Annotated in this window: 19 protein-coding genes; 4 read left to right on the top strand and 15 right to left on the bottom strand. The window is 70.2% G+C overall.

The features are described 5' to 3' along the window. The first annotated feature begins 173 nt into the window (after positions 1–173). Positions 174–404, top strand: a complete 231-nt coding sequence (locus tag ACIPWY_RS09860; RefSeq protein WP_127825940.1) for a hypothetical protein — start codon at positions 174–176, stop codon at positions 402–404. A gap of 125 nt (positions 405–529) precedes the next feature. Here the strand turns inward: ACIPWY_RS09860 and ACIPWY_RS09865 are convergent, their stop codons facing one another. The 8 genes from ACIPWY_RS09865 to ACIPWY_RS09900 form a co-directional block, all read right to left on the bottom strand. Then, positions 530–1,360 (bottom strand): serine protease, encoded by an 831-nt coding sequence (locus tag ACIPWY_RS09865; RefSeq protein ID WP_362906986.1) that lies wholly within the window; start codon positions 1,358–1,360, stop codon positions 530–532. 155 nt (positions 1,361–1,515) lie between these two features. Then, positions 1,516–3,054: an RNA polymerase sigma factor gene (locus ACIPWY_RS09870; protein ID WP_362906988.1), complete on the bottom strand. Its 1,539-nt coding sequence runs from the start codon at positions 3,052–3,054 to the stop codon at positions 1,516–1,518. 467 nt (positions 3,055–3,521) lie between these two features. Next, positions 3,522–4,409, bottom strand: coding sequence for a FadR/GntR family transcriptional regulator (locus ACIPWY_RS09875; RefSeq protein ID WP_362906990.1), 888 nt, complete (start codon positions 4,407–4,409; stop codon positions 3,522–3,524). 162 nt (positions 4,410–4,571) lie between these two features. Beyond that, the gene (locus tag ACIPWY_RS09880; RefSeq protein WP_393700409.1) at positions 4,572–6,605 is read right to left on the bottom strand and encodes an ATP-binding cassette domain-containing protein; all 2,034 of its coding nucleotides are present in this window, start codon (positions 6,603–6,605) and stop codon (positions 4,572–4,574) included. Positions 6,606–6,795: 190 nt separating this feature from the next. Continuing rightward, the gene (locus tag ACIPWY_RS09885; RefSeq protein WP_362906994.1) at positions 6,796–7,557 is read right to left on the bottom strand and encodes an NUDIX hydrolase; all 762 of its coding nucleotides are present in this window, start codon (positions 7,555–7,557) and stop codon (positions 6,796–6,798) included. A 117-nt stretch (positions 7,558–7,674) separates the two neighbouring features. After that, a complete protein-coding gene (locus tag ACIPWY_RS09890) occupies positions 7,675–9,615 on the bottom strand; it encodes a glycogen debranching N-terminal domain-containing protein (RefSeq protein WP_393700468.1) in 1,941 nt (646 codons plus the stop codon). A 702-nt stretch (positions 9,616–10,317) separates the two neighbouring features. Further along, positions 10,318–11,766 (bottom strand): DUF4192 domain-containing protein, encoded by a 1,449-nt coding sequence (locus ACIPWY_RS09895; RefSeq protein WP_401532642.1) that lies wholly within the window; start codon positions 11,764–11,766, stop codon positions 10,318–10,320. Between the two features lie 416 nt (positions 11,767–12,182). Next, positions 12,183–14,342 (bottom strand): RecQ family ATP-dependent DNA helicase, encoded by a 2,160-nt coding sequence (locus tag ACIPWY_RS09900; RefSeq protein WP_393700413.1) that lies wholly within the window; start codon positions 14,340–14,342, stop codon positions 12,183–12,185. Positions 14,343–14,750: 408 nt separating this feature from the next. Between ACIPWY_RS09900 and ACIPWY_RS09905 the strand changes: the two genes are divergently transcribed. Next, the gene (locus tag ACIPWY_RS09905; protein ID WP_362906999.1) at positions 14,751–15,392 is read left to right on the top strand and encodes a hypothetical protein; all 642 of its coding nucleotides are present in this window, start codon (positions 14,751–14,753) and stop codon (positions 15,390–15,392) included. A 105-nt stretch (positions 15,393–15,497) separates the two neighbouring features. On the opposite strand, the gene ACIPWY_RS09910 is transcribed toward ACIPWY_RS09905, so the two are convergent. The 3 genes from ACIPWY_RS09910 to ACIPWY_RS09920 all read right to left on the bottom strand — a co-directional run bounded on the left by ACIPWY_RS09910 (position 15,498) and on the right by ACIPWY_RS09920 (position 17,735). After that, the gene (locus tag ACIPWY_RS09910; RefSeq protein ID WP_362907001.1) at positions 15,498–16,154 is read right to left on the bottom strand and encodes a hypothetical protein; all 657 of its coding nucleotides are present in this window, start codon (positions 16,152–16,154) and stop codon (positions 15,498–15,500) included. Between the two features lie 67 nt (positions 16,155–16,221). Continuing rightward, entirely contained in the window at positions 16,222–16,923 is a 702-nt protein-coding gene (locus tag ACIPWY_RS09915) for a ribonuclease HII (RefSeq protein WP_393700416.1), read from the bottom strand. A 188-nt stretch (positions 16,924–17,111) separates the two neighbouring features. Further along, the gene (locus ACIPWY_RS09920; RefSeq protein WP_362907055.1) at positions 17,112–17,735 is read right to left on the bottom strand and encodes a TetR/AcrR family transcriptional regulator; all 624 of its coding nucleotides are present in this window, start codon (positions 17,733–17,735) and stop codon (positions 17,112–17,114) included. Positions 17,736–17,872: 137 nt separating this feature from the next. Here ACIPWY_RS09920 and ACIPWY_RS09925 point away from each other — a divergent pair, with 137 nt between their 5' ends. Beyond that, a complete protein-coding gene (locus ACIPWY_RS09925; RefSeq protein ID WP_393700418.1) occupies positions 17,873–19,456 on the top strand; it encodes an MFS transporter in 1,584 nt (527 codons plus the stop codon). Positions 19,457–19,625: 169 nt separating this feature from the next. Here the strand turns inward: ACIPWY_RS09925 and ACIPWY_RS09930 are convergent, their stop codons facing one another. From ACIPWY_RS09930 to ACIPWY_RS09945, 4 genes are all read right to left on the bottom strand, one after another. Beyond that, a complete protein-coding gene (locus ACIPWY_RS09930) occupies positions 19,626–20,534 on the bottom strand; it encodes an ADP-ribosylglycohydrolase family protein (RefSeq protein ID WP_362907005.1) in 909 nt (302 codons plus the stop codon). Positions 20,535–20,546: 12 nt separating this feature from the next. After that, positions 20,547–21,206, bottom strand: coding sequence for a histidine phosphatase family protein (locus tag ACIPWY_RS09935; RefSeq protein WP_362907007.1), 660 nt, complete (start codon positions 21,204–21,206; stop codon positions 20,547–20,549). A gap of 109 nt (positions 21,207–21,315) precedes the next feature. Beyond that, positions 21,316–21,921 carry a YdbC family protein gene (locus ACIPWY_RS09940; RefSeq protein WP_383893589.1) on the bottom strand — a complete coding sequence of 202 codons (606 nt, stop codon included), beginning with the start codon at positions 21,919–21,921 and terminating at the stop codon, positions 21,316–21,318. A 33-nt stretch (positions 21,922–21,954) separates the two neighbouring features. Beyond that, a complete protein-coding gene (locus ACIPWY_RS09945; RefSeq protein ID WP_401532647.1) occupies positions 21,955–22,740 on the bottom strand; it encodes an arylamine N-acetyltransferase in 786 nt (261 codons plus the stop codon). 139 nt (positions 22,741–22,879) lie between these two features. On the opposite strand from ACIPWY_RS09945, the gene ACIPWY_RS09950 reads away from it, so the two are divergent. Then, positions 22,880–23,407: a TerD family protein gene (locus ACIPWY_RS09950; RefSeq protein ID WP_362907012.1), complete on the top strand. Its 528-nt coding sequence runs from the start codon at positions 22,880–22,882 to the stop codon at positions 23,405–23,407. Positions 23,408–23,549: the final 142 nt, after the last annotated feature.

Genomic DNA, 23,549 nt, shown 5'->3' on the forward strand with positions numbered 1-23,549 from the left:
ACGCGCGAACCCGTAAGACACGTAAGAGACGCAATACGGCACATTCGCCGCCAACCGGCAACAGACAGCCCCTCGGAAAGATTTTTCGAGGAAAAGCCACGAGCGGGAACGTTTTCGGCCTGGTTGGATGTTGACCCTGGTACGACAGCTCGTCGAGCTAGAGAAGAGGCGACGTGACTACTGTTCTGACCCCCGCGAGCCCGCTGACGGCGGCTGACCGCTGTGACCGTTGCGGCGCCCAGGCATACCTGCGCGTCGTGCTCATCAGCGGTGGTGAACTGCTCTTCTGCGCCCACCATGGCCGCAAGTTCGAGCCGGAACTCAAGAAGATCGCCGCTGAGATACAGGACGAGACGGAGCGCCTGACCGCCGTTCCGGTAAGCGCCGAAACCGAGGAACGCTGACGCCTCGCACAACGACGAGCCAGCTCCGGCCCAGGCCGGTGATCGGGCGGCCATCCCTGCACCACAGGGGTGGCCGCCCGTCCTCGCATCAGCCCGGCACATGCCCGTGAGGCGCCCTGAGCGCGTCAGGCAGGCTCCGGCATGACGCGCATGGCCTCCGACACCCGGGTGTAGACGCCGGGGCTCCCAGGGTGCCCACAGCCACTCCCCCACGACACGAGCCCGATCAGGCGCCCGCGCGCCACCAGAGGGCCACCGCTGTCCCCCTGGCAGGCATCCCGCCCGCCCTGCAGCTTCCCTGCACACAGCATCGTGCGAGCGAGGAACGCCCCCTCGGAGCTCCTCGGATAGGCCGCCTTGCACACGGAGTCACCCAGCACCTGCACGCGTGCGGCCCGCAGAGTGTTCGCGTAGTCACCGACTCCCGTGGTGTCGCCCCAGCCGTAGACCGCGGCGCTGGTACTCGTCGCGTACGCAGGGTCCCCGGGCCCCGCCATGGGGATCACGTATCCCTGGGGCAGCGGCGCGTCCAACGTGATGAGCGCCACATCCCCGGAGTTGGTCTCGGGGTCGTATTCGGGGTTGACCCAGGTGCGACGCACCGGGATCTCCGCGCCCGACCGGGTCCGCAGGTCATCACGCCCCGCGATGACCTTGAGGTCACTCACGGCGCGCAGCGCGGTGCCCAGGACCTCGGGGCTCAGGCAGTGGGCGGCGGTCATGACGGTCGACCGCCCGACCACGACACCCCCGCAGAACTGACCGGACCGGGTACCCCCGAACCGGTCACGGCTGGAGAGCGCCACCATCCACGGACTGTCGGCCACCCGGACCGACCGGCCCCCGATGACCACACTGTCCGCCGCCGACGAAGCAGGGAAAGCCAGGGGCAGCAAGGCCGCCGCCGCCAGCAGGGCAGGCGCCCGGAACAGCGTTCGGGCGAAGGGACGACGCATTCGGTGTCCTCACTCTGAGTTGTATCGACACACCCAGCGTGAGTGAACTTCATGCGTCATGCACACGAGCACGCCGAAGGGCCCGACCCCCACAGGGGAGCCGGGCCCTTCGATGAGGCACGCACCGCACGGAGCCGGTCCGGGCGGTCGCGCTTCTAGTCCAGGTAGTCGCGCAGAACCTGCGAACGCGACGGGTGGCGCAGCTTCGACATCGTCTTGGACTCGATCTGACGGATCCGCTCACGCGTGACGCCGTAGACCTTGCCGATCTCGTCGAGGGTCTTCGGCTGGCCGTCGGTGAGACCGAAACGCATCGAGACGACGCCCGCCTCGCGCTCCGAAAGGGTGTCGAGAACGGAGTGCAGCTGCTCCTGGAGGAGCGTGAAGCTGACCGCGTCGGCCGGCACGACCGCCTCGGAGTCCTCGATGAGGTCACCGAACTCGCTGTCGCCGTCCTCGCCCAGGGGGGTGTGGAGGGAGATCGGCTCGCGGCCGTACTTCTGGACCTCGATGACCTTCTCGGGGGTCATGTCGAGTTCCTTGGCCAGCTCCTCCGGGGTGGGCTCGCGGCCCAGGTCCTGGAGCATCTGGCGCTGCACGCGCGCGAGCTTGTTGATGACCTCGACCATGTGCACCGGGATACGGATGGTGCGGGCCTGGTCTGCCATGGCGCGGGTGATCGCCTGGCGGATCCACCACGTCGCGTACGTGGAGAACTTGTAGCCCTTGGTGTAGTCGAACTTCTCGACCGCGCGGATCAGGCCGAGGTTGCCCTCCTGGATCAGGTCCAGGAAGAGCATGCCGCGGCCGGTGTAACGCTTGGCCAGGGAGACCACCAGACGGAGGTTCGCCTCCAGGAGGTGATTCTTGGCGCGGCGGCCGTCCTCGGCGATGATCTCCAGCTCGCGCTTGAGCTTCGGGGCGAGCTTGTCGGCGTTGGCGAGCTTGTCCTCGGCGAACAGGCCGGCCTCGATGCGCTTGGCGAGCTCGACCTCCTGCTCGGCGTTGAGCAGCGGGACCTTACCGATCTGCTTCAGGTAGTCCTTGACGGGGTCGGCGGTGGCGCCGGCCGCGGCGACCTGCTGCGCGGGCGCGTCGTCCTCGTCCTCGTCGGACAGCACGAAGCCCTGCGCGCCCTCCTCGCCGGGCTCGCCTTCGGCCTTGGCCGCACCGGGGGTCTCCTCGGTGGCCTCGTCGTCGACCTCGTCGTCCTTCTTGCCGGACGTCTTCTTCGCCGTCGCCTTCTTGGCGACGGTCTTCTTCGCGGCGGCCTTCTTGGCCGTCGTCTTCTTGGCTGCGACCTTCTTGGGTTCGGCGTCCTCAGCCTCGACCTCGTCGGCCGGGGACTCGGGGGTGGCCGTGGCAGCGACCTTCTTCGCCGTGACCGTCTTGGCAGCGACGGTCTTGGTGGCGGTGCGCTTGACCGGGCTCTTAGCTGCGACGCTCTTGCGGGGGCGCTTCGGCTCCGCGGCACTGACCATCAGCGTCACACCCTCTTCCTCGAGGATCTGGTTGAGGCTGCGCAGAACGTTCTTCCACTGAGTGGCCGGAATCTGGTCGGCCTCGAAGGCACGGCGCACGTCGTCGCCGGCGATCTGGCCATCAGCCTTTCCCCGCTCAATGAGCGCCATGACAGAGACGGACTCGGCGATCTCCGGCGGGAGCGTACGGGATGTGCTGGCCGACACGAACAACCTCTCGGAACGTTGGAAAACGGCTTCCGGCCCCGTCCTGTGAGGACCGGAGCCGACGACCGCCGACTGGGGATGGGCCGGCGGCGCGGGCGGGGGCCGGGGAGATGGACAGCGCCATACGTGGCTGCTGTATTCCCTCCTCGGCTGTCACCTCTTAGGTCATCGCGCTGTTCCGAGGATCGTTACGCCCAATCTGCGTGGCCCGAGTCACACCCCGTAAGCGGTCAAAAACTAATGGATACGGTCAAACACGGCCACTTTTGAGGTACCCAGCTCGAGCCGATGGAACCCATGGTCCACGCACGTGTCGCCGGATCGCGCCAGATCCCGGGGGAACAGGCGCGGTCCGGCGACACGCGGGAACAGCTGGTGGGCGCATCCGGACCGTGCGATGTCCGGACCGCGCGATGTGCCGAACGCCGGGGGTGCACCGAGGCGCCGGACCACCGAATCGCCAAGGAAGCGGGTCAGTGCTCGCGGGGCGCGGGGACCACGCGTTCGACATCGGGGTGGACGGTGAGCAGCTGGCGCATCGCCGCCTCCGCGCCCGTACCGTCGCCCGCGGCGAGGGCGTCGGCGATCCGGCCGTGGTGCGCGACGGCCACCTCGTTCGGACGGTCACAGCCGGTGACGGGCCCCCCGGAGACCTGGAGGGCCGCGGAGACGATGCCGGACAGGTGCTCGAGCATGCGATTGCCCGCGAGCTGGATGAGCAGGGCATGGAACTCGGCGTCGGCGCGGGCGAAGGTGATCGGGTCACCCTGCCCCAGGGCGTGCCCCATGATCTCGACCATGTCGGTGAGCCGCTGCTGGACGTCCTCCCGGCCGTGTCCGGCCGCGAGCCGCGCGGCGAGGGGCTCGATCGTCCACCGCAGCTCGTTCAGCTCGCGGCGCTGGTCGTCGCGCTGCGGCCCGAAGGCACGCCATTCGATGATGTCCGGGTCGAGCAGGTTCCAGTCGCTGACGGGGCGGACGCGGGTGCCGACATTGGGGCGGGCGCTGACCAGGCCCTTGGCTTCGAGGACGCGAAGCGACTCGCGGACGACGGTGCGGGACACCTCGAATCGCTGACCGATCTCCTCGGGCACGAGCGGGCGGTCCGCGCCGAGGTCCCCGGAAACAATCATCTGGCCCAGCTGCTGGACGAGTTGGCCGTGCAGGCCGCGGCCACGGCTGCCGGCGGCCCGCCGCCCCATCCGGCCGAGATCCTGATCCGCGACATCCCAAACAGGGGCGCCGACACGGTCGGCACCGTTGGCCTCCCCATAGGGGTAACGGTCGAGTTCGCCCGGGCCGGCCAGGCCGGAGTCGGCGGAGCGGGCGGCGGTCATCATGGTGTGCGCAAGGGTACTCACGGATCTGTTGTCGGCGCCGCCCCCAAGTCCCTTGAGGTCTTTGGTGAAAAGCACACGAAAGGGTGATCGCTTACCCCGTCGCAATTGACGCCTTATCGGACGGAAACGAGCGATCGTCGGGGAGTTGTGCGCGACGCTGCGCCAGAAGGCGCCGGACAGTCGTCATCGAGCCCTGGGGCGCAGCACCGTGAGCAGATAAGCGCAGAGCAGAGCGGTCAGCGACAACATCAGCGCGCCGCCCACAGGTTGGGCGATCATGCGCAGCACCGCGGCCAGAAAACGCTCCGCGCCGAACGGCCAGTGCACGAGCGCCAGATCACGAAGCCTCGACGGAAGTCCCGCCGCCGTTCGCACAGATGGTCCCTCCAACGCCTTCTGTACGACGGGTACTACGAGGACCGGAACGGCGAGTACGGCGGCCAGCCCTGCCGTCGTCGACCGGAAGACACCGGCGGCGAGAACCCCGGCCCAGGCGCAGCCCACGACGAGCGCAAGCCAACTCGCGCTCGTCGAAAGCCAGTCGGCGGGAACCTCTGTGAGCTCTTCGCCGTATACAAGGTGGAGCAGCAACACGTCGGAGGCGACGACGAGGAAGGCCAGCAGGACGGCGATGGCCGCTGCGACGGCGAGTTTCGCGCACAGGAGTCCCAGGCGACGGGGGACGGTGCCGCGGTCGGCGGCGAGCGCGGGGTGACGGAATTCATCGCCGAACGCGAAGGCCCCGAGCAGTCCCGCGCCGAGGGCGGCCGGCGGGAGCGGCAGTTCCTGGGGCCAGGCGGCCAGCAGGCGTGACTGCGGGGTGTGACCGGTCCGCCCCAGCAGTACGGCGACGATCGCGGAAGCGACGAGGACGGCAGCCGCGGTGAGGTAACCGGTGGCGATGCCGGTCGCCCGGCGGACCTCGTAACGCAGCGGACGGAGCGGGCTACGAGCGGGATGGATCGTGATGGGGGGTGGGAGGGGGGACAGGGGGGCGGGGGGGAGGGCGGGAGCCGAGGGGGTTCCGGACGTCTCGGAGTCCGGGTCGTCGGCCGGCAGTGTCGCGGCACGGGAGGCGACGCCGTCAAGGTCCGCGTCGGTGGGGAGCGGGACGAACGTGCTTGTGGAGTGCGAGGAATCCCGGGCAGGCGAAGTGCATGCAGGCGCCTGCGCCTGCACTGACGGTGCGGCGGGTTCCGACGGCTCTGCGGGTTCCGACGGCTCTGCGGGTTCCGACGGCTCTGCGGCCAGAGGCGACGCTTCCGCCCCGGTCGCCTGGGGCGCCGTCGGCTCCGGGCCACGGACTTCTTCATCACGCACCCGCACCGGAACTCTCACCGCAGGCCCCGCATCCCCGACCTCGTCGGCGAGTTGGTGGACCAGGATGCTGTGGCGGAACGCGGTTTCGCCGACGTCCGCGCAGTTGCTGCCGTATACGGAGAGACGGTTGCCGTCCTCGTTCACGACCTCGACGGAACGCTGCGTCGCGCGCGCCTCCTTGGCCAGCAGGACACCGAGGCGGGCGGCATGTGGGCTGCGGACGGCGACGCGGGGACGCAGCCTCGTACGGGAGAAGTCGGCGACGCCCTGGTCCGCGATGACGCGTCCCGATTCCAGGGAGACGACGCGGTCGGCGGTCCGCGCCGCCTCCTTGGCGTCGTCGGTGGTGAAGAGCACGGTGCCGCCGAGCGACGCGTGTGCCCGCAGGATGCCGTGCAGCCACTTGCTCTCGCGCGCCGAGAGCCCGTCGGCGGGCGCGTCGAGGACGAGCGTGTGCGGGTCCGCGAGAAGCGCGCAGGCGAGGCCGAGGCGCCGGTCCATGCCACGCGAGAGCGTGCCGAGTCGCTGTTCACGCAGGCTGACGATGCCGACGACTTCGAGCACCTCGTCGGCACGCTGCACCGGCACACCTACAGCCGCGCACAACATGCGCAGCTGTCCGCGCACCGTTCGGGACGGATGCCCCTGGACCTCGCCGAGCAACACCCCGACTTCACGGGAGGGATGGGGGATCCGATGCAGGGGGCGGCCTCTGAAATGCGTGATTCCACGGCCTTGTTGGAGTTCGAGCATCAGCCGAACCGCCGTCGTCTTGCCGGACGCGTGAGCGCCGAGAAGCGCAGTGACGCGACCCGTCGGTGCCTCGAAGGACACGTCGTCGACAGCGGGCGGGAGCTCCTGGCGGGGATTGCTGGTCAGTCCGAAGGCCTGGATCATCGCTTCTCTCGCAGGATGTGCGACCGCTCGGCGGTCGGGACCCGTCCGCCGATCGGGGACGGACGAACCCCGTGGGTACTCCAGAAAGATAACGCGACATTTCCGTCTTTTCGGGCAGGTAGTGGGCCCCGGGTGTCCCTGCGCGGCGCGGGTAGGCAGAGTCCGGAGGCCGGACCAGGTCAGCTCCGGGTCACACCTCGGGGCGCAGCATCGGCGGGTTGAGCAGTGTCGCGCCCCCGGCACGGAAGAGCTGGGCCGGCCTGCCGCCCTGGCGGGTGGTGGTACCGCCGGTGGGCACGAGGAAGCCCGGGGTGCCCGTCACCTTGCGGTGGAAGTTGCGCGGATCGAGCGCGACGGCCCACACCGCCTCGTACACGCGCCGCAGCTCACCGACCGTGAACTCGGGCGGGCAGAAGGCCGTGGCGAGCGACGAATACTCGATCTTCGAGCGGGCGCGCTCCACTCCGTCCGCGAGGATCTGCGCATGGTCGAAGGCCAGGGGCGCCGCCTGCTCACCCTCGCGCCCATAGCCACTCTGGTCCAGCAGGGCTTCCACGGGTGCCCAGCGCGCGCTGTGCGCGTCCCCGCCCGCACGCGGTGCGGGCAGATCCGGCGCCAGGGCCAGATGGGCGACGCTGACCACGCGCATACGAGGGTCACGCTTGGGGTCGCCGTAGGTGGCCAGCTGCTCCAGGTGCGCGCCGTTGACCTGGTCCGGGTCCGCGGGATCATGGGCGCAGAGCCCGGTCTCCTCGATCAGTTCGCGCGCCGCTGCCGACGAAAGGTCCTCGTCGTCGCGCACGAAGCCGCCGGGGAGTGCCCAACGCCCCTGGAACGGCGGTTCACCACGCCGCACCGCGAGCGCACAGAGCGCGTGACGGCGCACGGTCAGCACGACCAGGTCGACGGTGACTGCGAAGGGCGGGAAGGCCGACGGGTCGTAGGGCGACATGCCGCGATCATAGTCGTCTTCCTGACGATAAACACTCCCTTCGCGATCGTCGATCGAGGCCTCTTCGAAGTTCGCCAGGTGGGACCCGCCGATCTTCCGAACTCACGTCCGCCCCGGTCACACCCCCAACTGCAGCCCGTCGGCCGCCTCCTCGACCATGGCGAGACCGAGCCTGCTGACCCTCACCGAGAACGGAGCGCCCGCCACCCGCAGCCCGGACAGTCCGATCTCCCCCAGGGGTGCGCTGCGCATCGGCCTCAGAGTCACCGTCCCGGCAGGCGCGTCCGGCCGGATCCCGGCGAGGGAGGCGAGCAGCTGCACCCCTGCCGCCGCGGCGGTGGCCGCGGGTCTGCAGGCGGCCGGATGCGGAAGCGGGGCGCCCCCTTCGGCACGCTGCTCCCCCGCGTACATCTCCGGCAGCCGGAACCCGAAGGCCTCGGCCGCGGCCAGGACGCCCCGCAGCAACGAGCTCGACTCCTTCTCATAGCCGGCAGCAGCCAGACCGCCCACAGCCAGCACCGTCTCCTGGACGCGCACGGCTCCGCCACGATGCCCGAACGGGTTGTACGACGCCTCCCGTACGCCCAGGCTGCGCAGCCCCCATCCCGAGTCGAGCGCCGGACCGCCGAGGAGTCGCGCGAGCTGTTCGGTCTGCACCTTGTCCAGGAGGCCCGGCGCCGTCAGGCCACCGCCGAGCAACCCTGTGTCGAGGAGATGGACCGCGGCGCCGCCCAGGTGGGGCAGGAGACGTCCGTCCGGCGTGCGGGCGGCGGCGGGCCTGCCTCCTCCACGGTCCTCGGCCCAGAAGTCCTCTCTGAACCGCGTCCGCAGCACTTCGGTCCACTGGCGCAGTTCTACGGCGCCGGGTCGGCCGTGGGCTTCGAGGAGATCAGCGCCAAGCAGGGCGGCCCGGTGGGCGTGCGCCTGGGTCTCGCCGCGCAACGGTCCCCCGGGACCGGGGTCCGCCAGGTACGTCCCGTCACCGACGGCGGTCCGCAGCCAGTGGAGGCAGCGCTCCGCCGTCGGCAGCAGCTCGGCCACCTCCTGCTCGGGAAGGCCCCAGCGTCTCGCCTCCGCGAGGAGCGCGGGAAACAGGAGCGTCGCTTCGGTTCCGGTGCAGCCTGGCGGCAGATGCGGGCCTGCGTCTCTCAGCGGGCCGGGGATCATCCCCGACTCCCGTCCCGTTCCCGGGAGTTGGGTGCGGGCCAGGGCTCTGAGTGTGCCCGCGGCCAACCGCGTCCCCAGAGGCAGTGCCATCCGCGCCGCCGCCAACGCCTCGGCCGGAGCCAGGCCGCAGCGCCAGGGCGCGCCGGCGGCGAGGTAGAGGTCCGAGGGGTGGGCAGGGTCGCGCAGCAGCAACGCGTGCAGGTCCTCTGCGCACGTTCTCAGCAGCGGGCCCACCCGTGCGTCGTCCCCTGCCGCTTCCGCCCCGGCGAGCGGACGAACGGTGCCATGCCCGACCGGCCTGCCCGTACCCCCGCCATCGCCTCGTACCCGTAGTTCGACACTCCACGTGCCGCCCGGAGGCAGGTCGAACTCCCAGCGCAGCAGCCCGGCGGAGGCGAGCGCATCGCGGGGCGGCGGGTCGGCGGTGACCACAGCGTGACCTGTTGGCGACGACCATCGCAGGCCGGAGTCGTGGACGGTGGCGGACAGTTCACGCCCCGGCCGCCCGGCCGCCACCGCCCCCAGCTCGGCCAGATCCGTACCGAGGCCGACCTCGACCGGAAGCCGCAGCGGGCGCGTGGCGGAACTGCGCAGCGTGATCTGCTCCGTGCCGTCGGCATGCCGTATCCGTTCGACCATGATGTCCGGGTCGGGCCCGCCGTCCACCACAGGCCGCAGCGTCGCCACGAATCGGGCCCGGTCGGCGGTGACCATGCGGGCCTGCACCGCGACCGGCTCGCGCCCCGCCACCCGGAGCAGGCAGCGCGACAGCAGCCGGCGCCCCGCGCGGTAGAACCCCTCCAGTCCATTGCCCGTCAATTGCCCTTGCTCCGAAGAGATCGCGAGCGAGGGCAGCGCCACGCAGATCAGCGCCGTATGCGCCGGCGGCAGCTCCGTGGAGCGCCGGGGAGCGGACGCATTCACACGACCGGGGGGCGCGAGTGGAGGTGAAGCGTTGCGGGCAGCGGGTGAAGCCGGAGCCTTGCGGCGGGTGGGCGAGGTCGCTGGGGAGATTGCCGACGTCGGTGCTTGAGCGGACGGCGCGCCCGTGATGGCGGCTGACGGCTCTGCGGTGTCGGACGGCACTCCCAAGGCCGCGGACGGCGCGCCCGCGGGCGCGGTCCATACCTCAGCTGGTGGGGGCGGCGAGATGCCGGCGACGATTCCAGGGGCCTGGCCCGCTGCTCCGCCTGCCCGGCCGACGAACGACTCCTCGGGTTCCGGCGCGCGTGCAGCTGAAGGCATCACCGCCGCCTCGCCCCCCTGACGGCCGGGGGTACCGCACGCGCAGGGTGGTCCGACGGCACCTGGTGTGGCGTCCTTCTCCAGGGTGGGCGGCATGGGATGGCTCCTTCCGCGCTGGGCGCGCGCGAGGCGCCGATGGCGCTCCGAAGGGTCGGCGGGGAGACGGCGGCGTGGCCCGGTCACGGGCTGTGCCACAGAGGAGAACGGGCCTGCCCCACCCCAAGTCACGCCCGGGGCAAAGGAAGCCGAGGAGACGACGCCCCACGCCCGTCCCCGACTCCCCCGCACCGGTCGGTGTCTGCGCGGTCAAAGACCCCGGCACGCGGGACTTGCGCCACGCGTCGGCACTCATCCGTCCCGCCTCGTGCCCTGCCGTCCCACTCGCCGACGCCCCTGCGGGCGCCTCGGCGCATGCGCCCCAGCCTGGGCGGGCCCCTTACCTGCGCCTGCACGTCGCGATCCGCGCCGGCGCAAGGCCGCCTCCAGGGCCCGCGTCACCCGATCCTCGGCGGGCTCCCTCGAGTCCTCTGCACTTCGCCGGCCGGGGGTTCCTTGGCCCGTACGACCAGCGGAGCCTTCGGCGTTGACGCCGGTGCCGGGCCCCGCACCCACCGATGCTCCAGCCCCGGCACCGTCAAAGTCCGCCCCCGAATCCACCCCGGGCAGTGTCACGCTCCGCTCGTCCCGTGTCTTGCGCAGGCTGCGCCGCACCGGCTCCGGATCCAGGTCCGCGCTGCACGCCTCCATGAGAAGCCGGGCGAAGACGTACCGCGGATCCGCGGCGAGCGCCATGTCCAAAGCCTCGCCGGCCTCCACTCGGTCACCCAGAGACCACGCGACCCAGCCGGCGAGCGTCAGCGGAGCAGCTGCGTGCTCGCCGTACGGCCCCACGCAGCGGCGGGCCAGGGCTCGCCACAGGCGCAGGACAAGCGGTGCCTCCTCACCCTCCATCCACTCGGCCGCGTGATCCCGGGTCAGCCGGTCCTGGAGGCCGAGGATCAGCCTCGCCGCCTCGTCGTGTGCGAGTTGTGCGTCGTCCTTGAGATCGGCTTCCAGCATGTCGCCGCCGTTCGGAATGTGCTCGAAACGGCTCCAGACCCGCCGTGCGAGATCGAGCGTCTCGTCCGCGACCTCGGCGCGCGGGACACCGGCGAGAATCCTGGGAACAAGGGCCATGGCCGCGGCGTCCAACGCCCGCTCCTGCGCTGCGACGGCTGCGGTCTGCCACGGCGCGAGCCTGGCCCTCATCTCCCGTGGTGGACGCCGCACTTGGATGCCCGCGTACGTCATCGCGGCCGCCGTGACAGACGTGCCGGGTGCGGCCAGCGGTGTGCCGTCGGGCGGGCAGCACTCCGCGACAGGGCAGCTGTACGACCAGAAGTGATCGTCGGCGATGCAGAGGGTCTCGACCACGGGCACGTCGAGGCGACCGCACGCCAAGCGCAGCATCTGTGCCAGCGGCCGCAGGCGCTCCATGACCTGCCGCCCGGTCTCGGTGGTCTTCGGGTCCTGGCACAGGAACGCGACGATGCCGTCCGGCGTTCCGTCCTTCTTCTCGCTTCCGCTGATCAGGCACTTGGCCATCTCGTGTGCGACGGACGGCCAATCGCCGGGGCGCTCAGGGATCCCGAGACGCACACGGCCGCCGAAGCGTCCGCGGTGCAGGGCGACGAGCACGATGCTGTCCTCGGGCCTGAACCCGAGCAAGTACGGGAGAGCCTCGGCCAGTTCGGACGGGTTGCGCAGGGTGACCTGGGCTGTGCCGGGTGCGCCTGCTGCTTCGCTGTGATTCGTCATGTGACGACCATGCCGCGAATCTCAAGATTCCGTTTTGACCTGTGGACAACCCGGGTCAGGGACACGACAGGAGTTGTCCACAGGCCGGAAGGGGTATTCGCGCGAAGCCGACCCGTCGGGCCATGCTTGTCCCGGCAATGCGCTCACATGCTGACGCCGACTCAGCGACCGTACGCAGCCCGGGACTTCGCGTGCGAGACGATCGTTGCGCTCAGGCGCGGCTCTCACGCTGCAGTGCATGGCTCTGCTCAGACGCGACTCCCACGCTGCAATGCATGGCTCCTAGGAAGCGCCTCCAGGAACGTATGCGCAAGCGTGAGGGTGGCTGCGTGGACGTACTGCAGTACGTCCACGCGCAGGGCAAGGCAGCCCAGAGCAGGCTCCGGATACTTCTGCGGCATGGGCCACGACCGCCATCAGCCCGCCGCAGCGAGCACCAGCGGAAGGACCTGCTCGCTCCCCGCCTGCCGGAGCAGTCGTGCGGCGACCGCGAGGGTCCAGCCGGAGTCCGTGTAGTCGTCCACGAGCAGGACCGGACCGGGTGTGCCGGCCAGGGCGGCGGCCAGGTCGTCAGGAACGGCGAAGGTGCCGGATAGCGCCCTGAGGCGCTGAGCGGAGTTACTGCGGCGTGGCGCGTGTACGTCACCCGACCCGGTGTACGTCAGTGCGCCCAGGAAGGGGAGGTGGCCGATGGTCGCGATGCCCTGCGCGAGAGAACCGACCAGCTGCGGGCGGGTCAGGGACGGCACGGCGACGACTCCCACCGGCCGTGCAGAGGCATCCGCAACATTGGGCGCCCAGCCCCCGGGCGAGCGCGCCCAGTCGGCGATGACCGCCACCGCTGCCTTGAGGACGTCGTCGGGGACGGGACCGTCGGGCGCGTTCTCGGCCAGTAGCGGGCGCAGTCGGTTGCCCCAGCCGATGTCCGAGAGGCGTCCCAGGGCACGGCCGGTGGAGCACTGCTCCTTGGCCGGGATGCGTCCCTTGAGGTCGATGCCCAGCGCGGGCATCCCCGTCGGCCACATGCGGCGCGGCTCGACCTCCACCCCCGGGCGATCCAGCTCCCTGGCGGCCCCGGTCAGCATCTCCGCCGAAACCGAGGAATCGGCCCAGGCCCCCGCGCAGTTGTCGCAACGCCCGCACGGCGCCGCCCCCTCGTCGTCCAACTGCCGGCGCAGGAACTCCATCCGGCACTGGGACGTGCTCGCGTAATCGCGCATGGCTTGCTGCTCGGCCGCCCGCTGCTTGGCCACCCACGCGTAGCGCTCTGAGTCGTACACCCAGTCGGCTCCCGTGGCCGTCCAGCCGCCCTTCACGCGCTTGACCGCACCGTCGACGTCCAGCACCTTCAACATCGACTCGAGGCGACTGCGCCGAAGATCGACCGCCGCCTCCAGGGCGGGCACGGACAGCGGCCGTCCCGCACCCTCGAGTGCCGAGAGGGTCTGCCGGACCTGCGTCTCGGGCGGGAAGGCCGTATCGGCGAAGTAGCGCCAGATGGCCTCGTCCTCCTTGCCCGGCAGCAGCAGGACATCGGCGTGGGCCACACCGCGCCCCGCACGCCCCACCTGCTGGTAATAGGCGATCGGTGAGGACGGCGAGCCGAGATGGATCACGAACCCGAGGTCCGGCTTGTCGAAGCCCATCCCCAGCGCGGAGGTCGCGACCAGCGCCTTCACCCGGTTCTCCTGAAGGTCGATCTCGGCCTGAAGCCGGTCGGCGTTCTCCGTCTTACCCGTGTACGAGGCCACGTTGAAGCCGCGCTGACGCAGGAAAGCGGTGGCCTCCTCGGCCGCGGCGACCGTCAGCGTGTAGATGATGCCGGAGCCCTGGAGCTCGTCCAGGTGCTCGGCGAGCCAGCCCAGGCGGTGCGCAGCGTCCGGCAGCCGGACCACACCCAGGCGCAGACTTTCCCGGTCCAGCGGGCCTCGTAGCACCAGCGCCTCGCCGGCACCAGTACCCAGCTGATCGGCCACGTCCGCGGTCACCCGCGCGTTCGCCGTCGCGGTGGTGGCCAGTACCGGCACACCGGCGGGAAGCTCGGCCAGCATCGCGCGCAGCCGGCGGTAGTCCGGCCGGAAGTCATGGCCCCAGTCGGAGATGCAGTGCGCCTCGTCGACCACCAGCAGGCCGGTCGTGGCGGCGAGCTTGGGCAGCACCTGATCGCGGAAATCCACGGAATTGAGGCGTTCCGGACTCACGAGGAGCACGTCGGTCTCGCCGCGCTCGACCTCCTCATAGATGGTGTCCCACTCCTCGGGGTTGGCAGAGTTGATCGTGCGCGCCTGGATACCGGCCCGCGCCGCCGACTCGACCTGGTTCCGCATCAGCGCCAGCAACGGCGAGATGATCACCGTGGGGCCGGAGCCACGCCGCCGCAGCAAGGCCGTGGCCACGAAGTACACCGCCGACTTGCCCCAGCCGGTGCGCTGCACGACAAGAGCACGCCGACGTTCCTCGACCAGGGCCGCCACGGCCTGCCACTGATCCTCCCGAAGGCGCGCCGAACCCCCCGGATCGCCGACCAGCTCAGCAAGGATGGCGTCGGCTTCGGCACGCAGCTCCTGGTTACTCATGCCCCCATGCAACCCCACACCACTGACAACGGCCCAATCTCCCGCTGTGATGATCACAGCCGGACCTCATCCGGTCAGCTGCCTGGAGGGTGTCCCACCAGGTGCCGAGGCCCTCCTGATCGCGTTCCTCGGGCGTCTCGATCACCGACGTCGGGGGATGTCGCCGCTGGTCCTGGCCGTAAAGACCTGAACCTGGCGTCGCAGGCGGCAGCGCTGGGCAGGGATATAGCCGACGCTTCCCCAGATACCGGTCCCCGGCCCCAATTGCTCGTTGCCGCAAGCCAGTACGAAGGGAAGAATTGGAATCGCTCCCGCGCGGCTCGATCGTGGTCCGGTAGGGCTGTGCCGCGGTGCGCTCCCGCAGTCCGACCTCGCCCGCAGTGTGGGCGCGTAGCCGAAGGGAGGACCGTGACCTTCGGATTCGCTCCGTCCTCGGCGGCATCGTTGTCGACGTCATCGACGCGTGCCGACTTGTCCGCCGACTCCACCAACCAACTCGCCAGGATGCTCGAACCCGCGGAATGGGCCGCGGCGGGGATCCCGCTGCTGCGCAATCCGCGCGAGGTCGTCAGCGGCCTGCACGCCAGGCACCGCCCCAAGCCGCAGACGGCCGTCGTGGCCGTTCTCGACACGGAGGAGCGGCTCAGCGCCAGCGCGTCGTTCGCGCGGCGCGCGAGCACGGCGGACGGCTGGGTGTTCCGCAATGCGCTGCTCACGCACCTGCGCCGGGTCATCCCGCACGATCTCCGGCGTCGCACTCCGGTTCGCACGGCCGTACTGCTCTACTGCCGTGAGGGCGACGCGCGTTGGACCGAGGAGGACGGTGCGTGGATGTGGGGGCTGCGGGACGCCTGCACCCTTCATGGGCTGCGCTGCGGGGCGTACATCACCATGACGCGGGACGGCTGGCAGGTACTCGGCGAGGGGCGTGGCGGCCGGCGTCCCAGCCTGGGGTCGACGCCCGAAGCGTTCGAGGGCGCCACCGAGCCGCCGCTGCCACGCGCCGGAGGAGCCGCGTCGGAGGTACTGCGCCGCGCGGCCGCCCGCTGAGGGCTGCCGTGGAAACGAGCCCCTGCCGATACGGCCCCGCAGACACACGGCGCCGCCGGCCGCCCCAAGACCGTCGAGCGGGCCGGGCAGCCGGCGTGCGGCGTGTCAGACTCCGGCGCCCAGCAGGGAGTTGATCCGCTGCGGGTCTCCGCACACCACCAGCAGGGCGCCCGCCCGGCCGAGGGCGAGAGGCAGAGCGGTGGCGGCCGCCTCGTCGTCACCGCCGTTCAGTGCGACGACGACCACAGGCCGCTTCGCGGCGCGCTCGGCGGCACCGGCGTCGGCGTAGAAGACGTCGTCACCCGCGTCGTGCTGCGCCCAGTAGGCGGCGTCGCCGAAGGACAGCTCGTGCGTGGCCCACGGGTGCGGGTCACCGATGGTGATCACCAGCACCTCGCCGGGCGCGCGGCCCGAGTCGAGGAGCAGGTCGACGGCTTCCTCCGCAGCGTCCAGGGCGCCCTCGACCGAAGCCGGGATCAGCTGGATCTGCGGCTGCACGGCCGCGGCGGGCGCGGTCGGAACGGCGGCGGGAGCGGTCGGAGCCGAAGGCTCCGGCTGGACGGCGGGCGCCGACTCGCGCGACGTGCGCTGCGCGGGCGGCTTCGGCCGTGCGGGACCCGGGCGTCCGGGTCGCGGCGGCGCCGCGGGACGCGGGCCGGGTACGGGGCGGGGGGTCGGCGCACTGCGGCCACTGGGGGCCGAAGTGGCGCGGGGACCCTGGGCACTCTCGTGAATCTGAGGCTCCTCGGGAAGGAGAGGCATGAGCTGATGTCTATCAAACACCGGTGCGAGTAGCTCCGGCGGGTGGCACATGAGTGCGAACGGAAGATCAGAAGTCGAAGCCGAGCTGGCCTTCGATCTCCGGAACGTTTCCGTCCGCCCAGCTGCGGGCCTTCTTGAGGTGCCGCCACTGGGGCAGCCCATCAAGATACGCCCACGTGAGCCGGTGGTACGGGGTGGGCCCCCGCTCCTCCAGCGCGGCTTTGTGGACCGGCGACGGATAACCGGCGTTGGCCGCAAAACCGAAGTCTGCATGTTCGATGCCCAGTTCGGCCATCATTTTGTCGCGCCGAACCTTGGCGATCACCGATGCCGCGGCGACGGCCACACAGGACCGGTCGCCCTTGATCACCGTACGGACCTGCCAGGGAGCGCCGAGGTAGTTGTGCTTCCCGTCGAGGATGACCGCGTCCGGACGGACCGGAAGGGCCTCGAGGGCGCGCACCGCGGCGAGCCGCAGGGCGGCCGTCATCCCCAGCTCGTCGATCTCTTCGTGGGAGGCGTGCCCGAGAGCGTGCGCCGTCACCCAGCTCTCCAGCGTCTCGGCGAGCACTTCGCGTCGCTTCGGGCTGATCAGCTTGGAATCGGTGAGTCCTTCGGGCGGTCGGCGCAGCCCGGTGACGGCGGCGCACACGGTGACCGGCCCCGCCCACGCACCGCGACCGACCTCGTCCACACCGGCGACGATCTTGGCTCCGGTGGTGGCGCGCAGTGAGCGCTCGACGCTGTGAGTGGGTGGTTCGTACGGCATGGCGCCAGATAGCGTACGCCGCCTTGACCCCTCGGCGACACCCGGTACGACCAGCCCGTTCTCGGCGGGTGACGTCGGCGGGGGTGGAACCTCCGGTTCACGGCCGGCCCGACTCAGGCGCGGCCCCCCGCACCACCTGGGCTCCTAGCCCCCATCCACAGCCCGTGAGGCGCCGACGCCGCCCCGCGTCACGTCCCCAGCGGCCGCAGCAGCGGCACCATCACCTGATCGATCATTTCCGTGAGATCACGCTCTCCCCATTCGCTCGCGCACACCTTGGAGCGGTACATCATCATCGCCGGAATGACATCGCAGACGTACGCGTCCGTGGCGTCAGGGCGCACCTCTCCACGCTGAATGCCACGGTGCACGACCTCCTTGATCAGCTCGACGCTCGGCTGGACGACCCCTTCGAAGATCACCTCGTGGAAGCGCTGGGCCGTCGCCGAGTCGCATTCGTGAAGAACCGACCGCAGAGCGAATCCGGGGCGCGAGTACATCGCCTCACGCATCAGGCGGCACAGCTCGATCAAGTCCTCCCGGACGCTGCCGCAGTCCGGCGCTCCGTCGAGCTTGGGCAGCGCCGCCTGGAGGGCGTCCACGACGAGATCCTCCTTGGAGGGCCAGCGGCGGTAGACGGCGGCCTTGCCCGTCTGCGCCCCGGCGGCGACGCCTTCCATCGTGAGGGCGTTCCAGCCGACCGTACTGAGCTGCTCCAGCGCGGCTTCCAGGATGGCCCGCTCCAGCACGGGGCCACGCCGGCGCAGGGTGGCCGTCCGAGCGGGGGCGGCCGTCCAGCGCGAAGTATCCATCGTCTTCTCTCCGTCGGGGATCCGGGTGTTCAAGGCAGCTTCTTCAGTGAACGGTTGCGTTCACTGATGGGGAGTCACTACCGTTTGGCACAACAGTGAACGGTTGCGTTCACTAACGCACTTGTGGGGGATCCATAGTGTCAACCTCTCAGTTAACTCAAGATCAGAAGCCGGACAAGCCAGGGAAGTCGGGGAAGTCGGGGACGGCACGACGGGCGGGGCACCCCGGCATAGCCCTCACCGTCATCGCGGCCTGCCAACTCATGGTGGTACTGGACGCGACGATTGTGAACATCGCGCTCCCGCACATTCAGGACGCGCTCAAGTTCTCCACGACCGACCTCACTTGGGTCGTCAGCGCGTACACGCTCACCTTCGGCGGTCTGCTGCTTCTCGGCGGCCGCGCGGGTGACATCCTCGGTCGCCGCCGGGTCTTCATGTCCGGCATCCTGCTCTTCACACTCGCCTCCCTCCTCGGCGGACTCGCCCAGGAACCCTGGCAGTTGCTGGCGGCCCGGGCACTGCAGGGCGTCGGTGGCGCGATAGCGTCGCCCACCTCGCTCGCCCTCATCACCACGACGTTCCCGGAAGGACCTGAACGGAACCGCGCGTTCGGCGTCTTCGCGGCCGTCTCCGCGGGCGGCGGCGCCGTCGGCCTCCTCGCCGGCGGCATGCTCACGGAGTGGCTGGACTGGCGCTGGGTGCTGTTCGTGAACGTACCCATCGGCATCCTCATCGCCGTACTCGCGCCGATGTACATCAACGAGTCCGAACGCCACCCCGGGCGCTTCGACATCGCGGGCGCGCTCACCTCCACGGCGGGCATGGCCTCGCTCGTGTACGGCTTCATCCGGGCGTCGGAGGAGGGCTGGCGGGACAGCGTCAGCGTGGGCTCCTTCGTCGCCGCCGTGGTGCTTCTGCTCGCCTTCGCCTTCATCGAGAGCCGGGCGAAGGAACCGATCACTCCGCTGCGGATGTTCGCCGACCGCAACCGCTCGGGCACATACGTGATCATGCTGAGCCTGGCCGCGGCGATGTTCGGCATGTTCTTCTTCATCGTCCTGTTCGCTCAGAACGTCCTGAACTACACGCCCATCGAGGCGGGCCTCGCCTTCCTCCCCGTGACGGCCGCGATCATCGTCGGCGCGGGCCTGTCCCAGCGACTGCTTCCGGTACTCGGCCCCAAGCCGTTCATGATGACCGGCGCGACACTCGTCCTGCTCGGCCTCGGCTGGCAGACGTTCATCTCTCCCGACAGCTCGTACGTGGGCGGGGTGCTCGGCCCGATGCTGCTGTTCGGCGTCGGGATGGGGCTCAACTTCGTGACGCTCACCCTGACCGCGGTCTCCGGAGTCGCCCAGCACGAGGCGGGCGCGGCATCCGGGCTGCTCAACGCGACGCAGCAGGTGGGCGGTTCACTCGGCCTCTCCATCCTGACCACGGTCTTCGGTACGGCCAGCAGGAACGAGGCCAAGGACCAGATCCCCTCGTTCATGGCACAGGCCACGCCGGAGCAGAAGGCGGAGTTCGCCCAGACCCAGCAGCTCCCGGCTCCCTGGGGTCACCAGGTCCTTGCCGAGGGCATCTCGACCGCGTTCATTCCGGCCGCGGCGATGGCACTGCTCGCCCTGATCGTCGCCACGGTGGTGATCAGGGTGCGCAAGAGCGACCTGGAAGCGCTCGCGGGTACCGCGGGTGCGGCCGGGCCGGCGGGCGGCTGACGGGGGGATCCGCCCACCGCTGTGGTGGGTGCCAGGCCGTCCGAGTCGACAAGGGCAGCCGGGCACCCACCACACCAGAGCCGACGCATCAACCACACCGAAGCCGACGCATCCGCCGGACCCCTGAGGGTGCCTCCATCCACCAAGCGGGCGGTGAGCGACCCACAGGTCAGACCGGCAGACCGGGCGCCCACTCCGGCAACGGCTCGGTCCGCTGCAACCAGTGGTCGGCCGGAGTGCCACCCGGGCCTGAAGCGACCACTCCGCCCACGATCGCGCACGTCGTGTCCATGTCGCCGCCGACCTGGGACGTGTCCCAGAACGCGCGCTCGAAGTCGCCGAGCCCTCGCGCCGCCGACCACAGGGCGAAGGGCACGGTGTCGTGCGCCGTGGTGCGCCGGCCGCAGCCCAGGACCGCGGCAACTGTCCCCGCATCGCCGTAGTCGAGCATGTCCCTGGCCCGCCGGAGCCCCGCACCCACCGCACTGCGCGGCACGAGCGCGATCACGCCGTCGAGCAGCGCCTGCGGAGTCGGCGGGCCTGCCGGATCGGCCACGATCGCGGCGGCTGCGGCCACGGCCATGGCCCCGACCACGGCCTCCCGGTGCTGATGCGTCGGATAGGCCGAGATCTCGGCCTGATGTGTGGCCTGCTCGGGATCGTCCGCGTACCAGGCGCCGAGTGGCGCGATCCGCATCGCCGCCCCGTTGCCCCACGAGCCCTGGCCCTTGAAGAGCGCGGAGGACAGAGAGCGCCAGTCGCCGCCCTCGCGGATCTGCCGGAGCAGCCGGTTCACCGCGGGGCCGTAGCCCCGGTCGAAGTCGTGGTGCTCCGCGAAGGACCGGGCGAGCGCGTCCTGCTCGATCCGGTTCTCGGCGGCCAGGACCGCCACTACGGAGCACGCCATTTCTGTGTCGTCGGTCCACTGCCAGACACCGTCGGGCAGCTCGCGGCGCTTGAGCAGCGGATAGTTGGCGGGCACGAAGAACTGGGAGCCCAGCGCGTCCCCCACCGCCAGGCCGCGCAGGCTGGACAGCGCGCGGTCCAGCCGCACATGAGGAGAGGAATCAGCGGTCATCGCCCTGCCACTCTAACCGGTGACTCCGTACGGCTCCGGGTCACGCCATCGTTCGAACGGCCGGTCCAAGGTGTATTTGCCGTCCTCCCCGAGAACGAGTGCCCGCGTCTCACCGTTCCCGGGATTCGACAGGCATTCGAAGTCGGCGACGGTCCAGTGGAACCAGCGCATGCAGAACAGCCGCATGGTGAGCCCATGAGTGACGAGCAGGACGTTCGACGGGTGGTCGTGCGCCTCGAAGCTTCGGTGGAGACTCTCCAGAAAAGCATCCACACGGTCGTACACGTCAGCCCCGGACTCTCCTTGGGCGAAGCGATAGAAGAAGTGGCCGTAGGCGTCGCGGTACTCCTTCTGGAGGCGTACGTCGCCCCGCTCCTGCCAGTTTCCCCAGTCCTGCTCCCGCAGCCGCGGCTCCTCGCGCACGCGGACGCGTTCAGGGTCGAGACGGAAGGCGTGGAGCGTCTGGTGCGTGCGGCGGTAGGGCGACACGTACACGCTCACCCGCTCACGGCCGAACAGCTCCCGCAGGTACCTCCCCGTCTCCTCCGCCTGCCGGTGCCCGGTCTCGGTGAGGGCCAGGGCGTGGTCGGGCTCGCGTTCGTAGACGGTGTCGTCGACGTTGCCCGCCGACTCGCCGTGCCGGACAAGGACAATGCGCCGAGGTCGTGCCATGCGGAAACCCTAGATCGGAAGGGCCCGATTCGAGCACCCGTACGGGCTCCATCCGACGTATGTCACATGGCGCGGAACATGGCACGGCCCTCTTCGCGGCCGGTCCGGATCACACCGTCCAGGAGGGTTCGAGCTGGACGATGTCTCCCGTGATCCCGGCGATGTCGGTCTCCGTCTGGGCGCGGGTCGAGAGTCGCTCCACGCGTTCGACCTGGTACTTGCCGTGCTCGGCCACGGAGTGCCACATCGACAGGATCAGGAACTCGTTGCCCGGTGCTTCACCGAACAGCCCGCGCACCATCCCCGGGGAGCCGGCCATGGCGGGGTTCCAGACCTTCTCCTGCATGAGCGCGAAGTGTTCCTCGCGGTCCGCGTGCACCCGGCAGTGCGCGAGACGCACCGTGTCCGCCTCCGTGAAGCGCGGCTCGAACCCTGTCTTCACGTCGAACCGGTGGTCGAAGAGCTTCACCTGGATGTCTTTGTACGTGCCCGACTGGGCGGCCGCGAGCCGGTCGTGCGAGCGCGCCATGAAGGAGTCGTAGAAGGCACGGCTCTCCCAGAAGCCGAGGACATGCGCCACCCCTGGCCGATTTCTGCTCCAGCCGCCGCCCTGCCCCCGGAACCCCGGCTCCCCCAGAAGCCCCGCCCACTTTCGCTGCCCCCGCTCGAACCCGCGTCGGTCGGTCACGGTGCAACGAATCCACTTGACCAGCACCGCGCCATCGTACGGCCCACGACGTGGGTTCGGTCACGCTCCGGCGCCGCACATCCTGATCAGTCGCGCCGCGTCCTCGGCCCTCAGTTCGATCCCGAACTCACGGGCGAGAAGGTCGATCAACTCGCCTTCCTGTACGTCTCGTTCGTCCCGGGTGCCGTCAGGATGCTCGATCGACAGCCGCATGCCGATCAGCGAACGCTGGGTGTCGACGGCAGCACGCTGGACGACGGGCCGATGGACGAACGCGGACCGCGGATGCGTCGACGTGTAGTGGTTCATCACCACGTAGTCGACGGGATGGCGCTCCTCCAGGGTGAAGGCGTAGATCTCCTCCCAGCCGCCGGGGCGCTGGCTCCGCAGGACCAGAACGCCTCCGGCCTCCGACACGAGACCGAAGGTCCACGGCCCCTGACGCACCTCGATCCCGTCCCGCAGAGGGATCGGTTCGCGTAGGCCCTGGGCGCCGAAGCCCACGTCGCACAGCCACTCCTGGCCGTCCTCCACGGTGACTCGGGTCAGCATGTGGGTGATGGCGCGAAGCTCCGTCGCCCCCATCCGGACGCGGGCCCCAAGTCCCTTCACGGGGTAGCCGATTCGCTCCAGGGCCGCCGCGAAGAGCAGGTTCTGCTCGTAGCAGTAACCACCGCGGCGCTGCTGCACGAGCTTCGCCTGGAGGGCAGCGGGATCCAGGTACACCAGCCGCCCGAGCATGATCTCCAGGTTCTCGAACGGGATCGACGCGAGGTGCGCCCTGTGCAGCGCGCGCAGGGTCTCCAGGTCCGGTTTCGCGTCTCCTGTGAAGCCGATTCGCGCCAAGTAGGCGTCGAGATCCAGGTCTTCCCCGTTTCAGTTCATGGTCACAATCGTAGGACGTAGCGTGTCCGTAGTAGTCATGAACCGTCATGGGCAGTCAGTCATGAACAGCCGTAACCGGCAGCCGAGGAGGGGGAGTTCGGTGAGCAGCTTCAAGAAAGGGCTCAAGAAGGTCGAGGTCGCGCTGAAATGGGACCCGAGCCCGATCGGCACGCCGCCCCATGATCTCGACATCATCGCGGCGACCTACACGTCCGACGATCCGGGCGGGGCGCCGGCCTACGTCGTGCACTTCGACAGCCGCTCCCCGGACGGGACCATCACTCTCAACCGGGACAGCACCACCGGCCAGGGCTTCGGGTTCGACGAAGTCATGACACTGGAGCTGGAGCGCCTTTCGCCCTCCTACGCGCGCGTGGTCGTCGGTATCGCCATACAACAGGGCGAGCGGGCAACGGTGTTCGGCACTGTGGCGAACACGGCGGTCCGCATCCGCGAGGGGTACACCGACCTCGCGCAGAACGACTTCTCCCAAGTGGCCGATTCCACGGCGGCCGTGATCGCCGAGTTCGCGAGGGACGACTCCGGAGAGTGGGCCTTCCGTGAGGTGCTCCAGGGCTTCGACAGCGACCCGACGTCGTTCGCCGCCGTGATGGGCGGCGCGCACTGAGCACTCCGGAAACACGCAACGGCTGAGGGGCGGGGGGGCCCGGGCCCCCCCCCCCCCACAACCAAGCCTAAGCCAGAAAGCAGCAAACCCGGGTGGCGCCCCCGCCCCCCCCCGAGTTGCACGAGCCCGCGGCCCGCCAAGA

This window comes from Streptomyces sp. NPDC090032 (genome assembly GCF_044748025.1).
GTDB lineage: Bacteria > Actinomycetota > Actinomycetes > Streptomycetales > Streptomycetaceae > Streptomyces.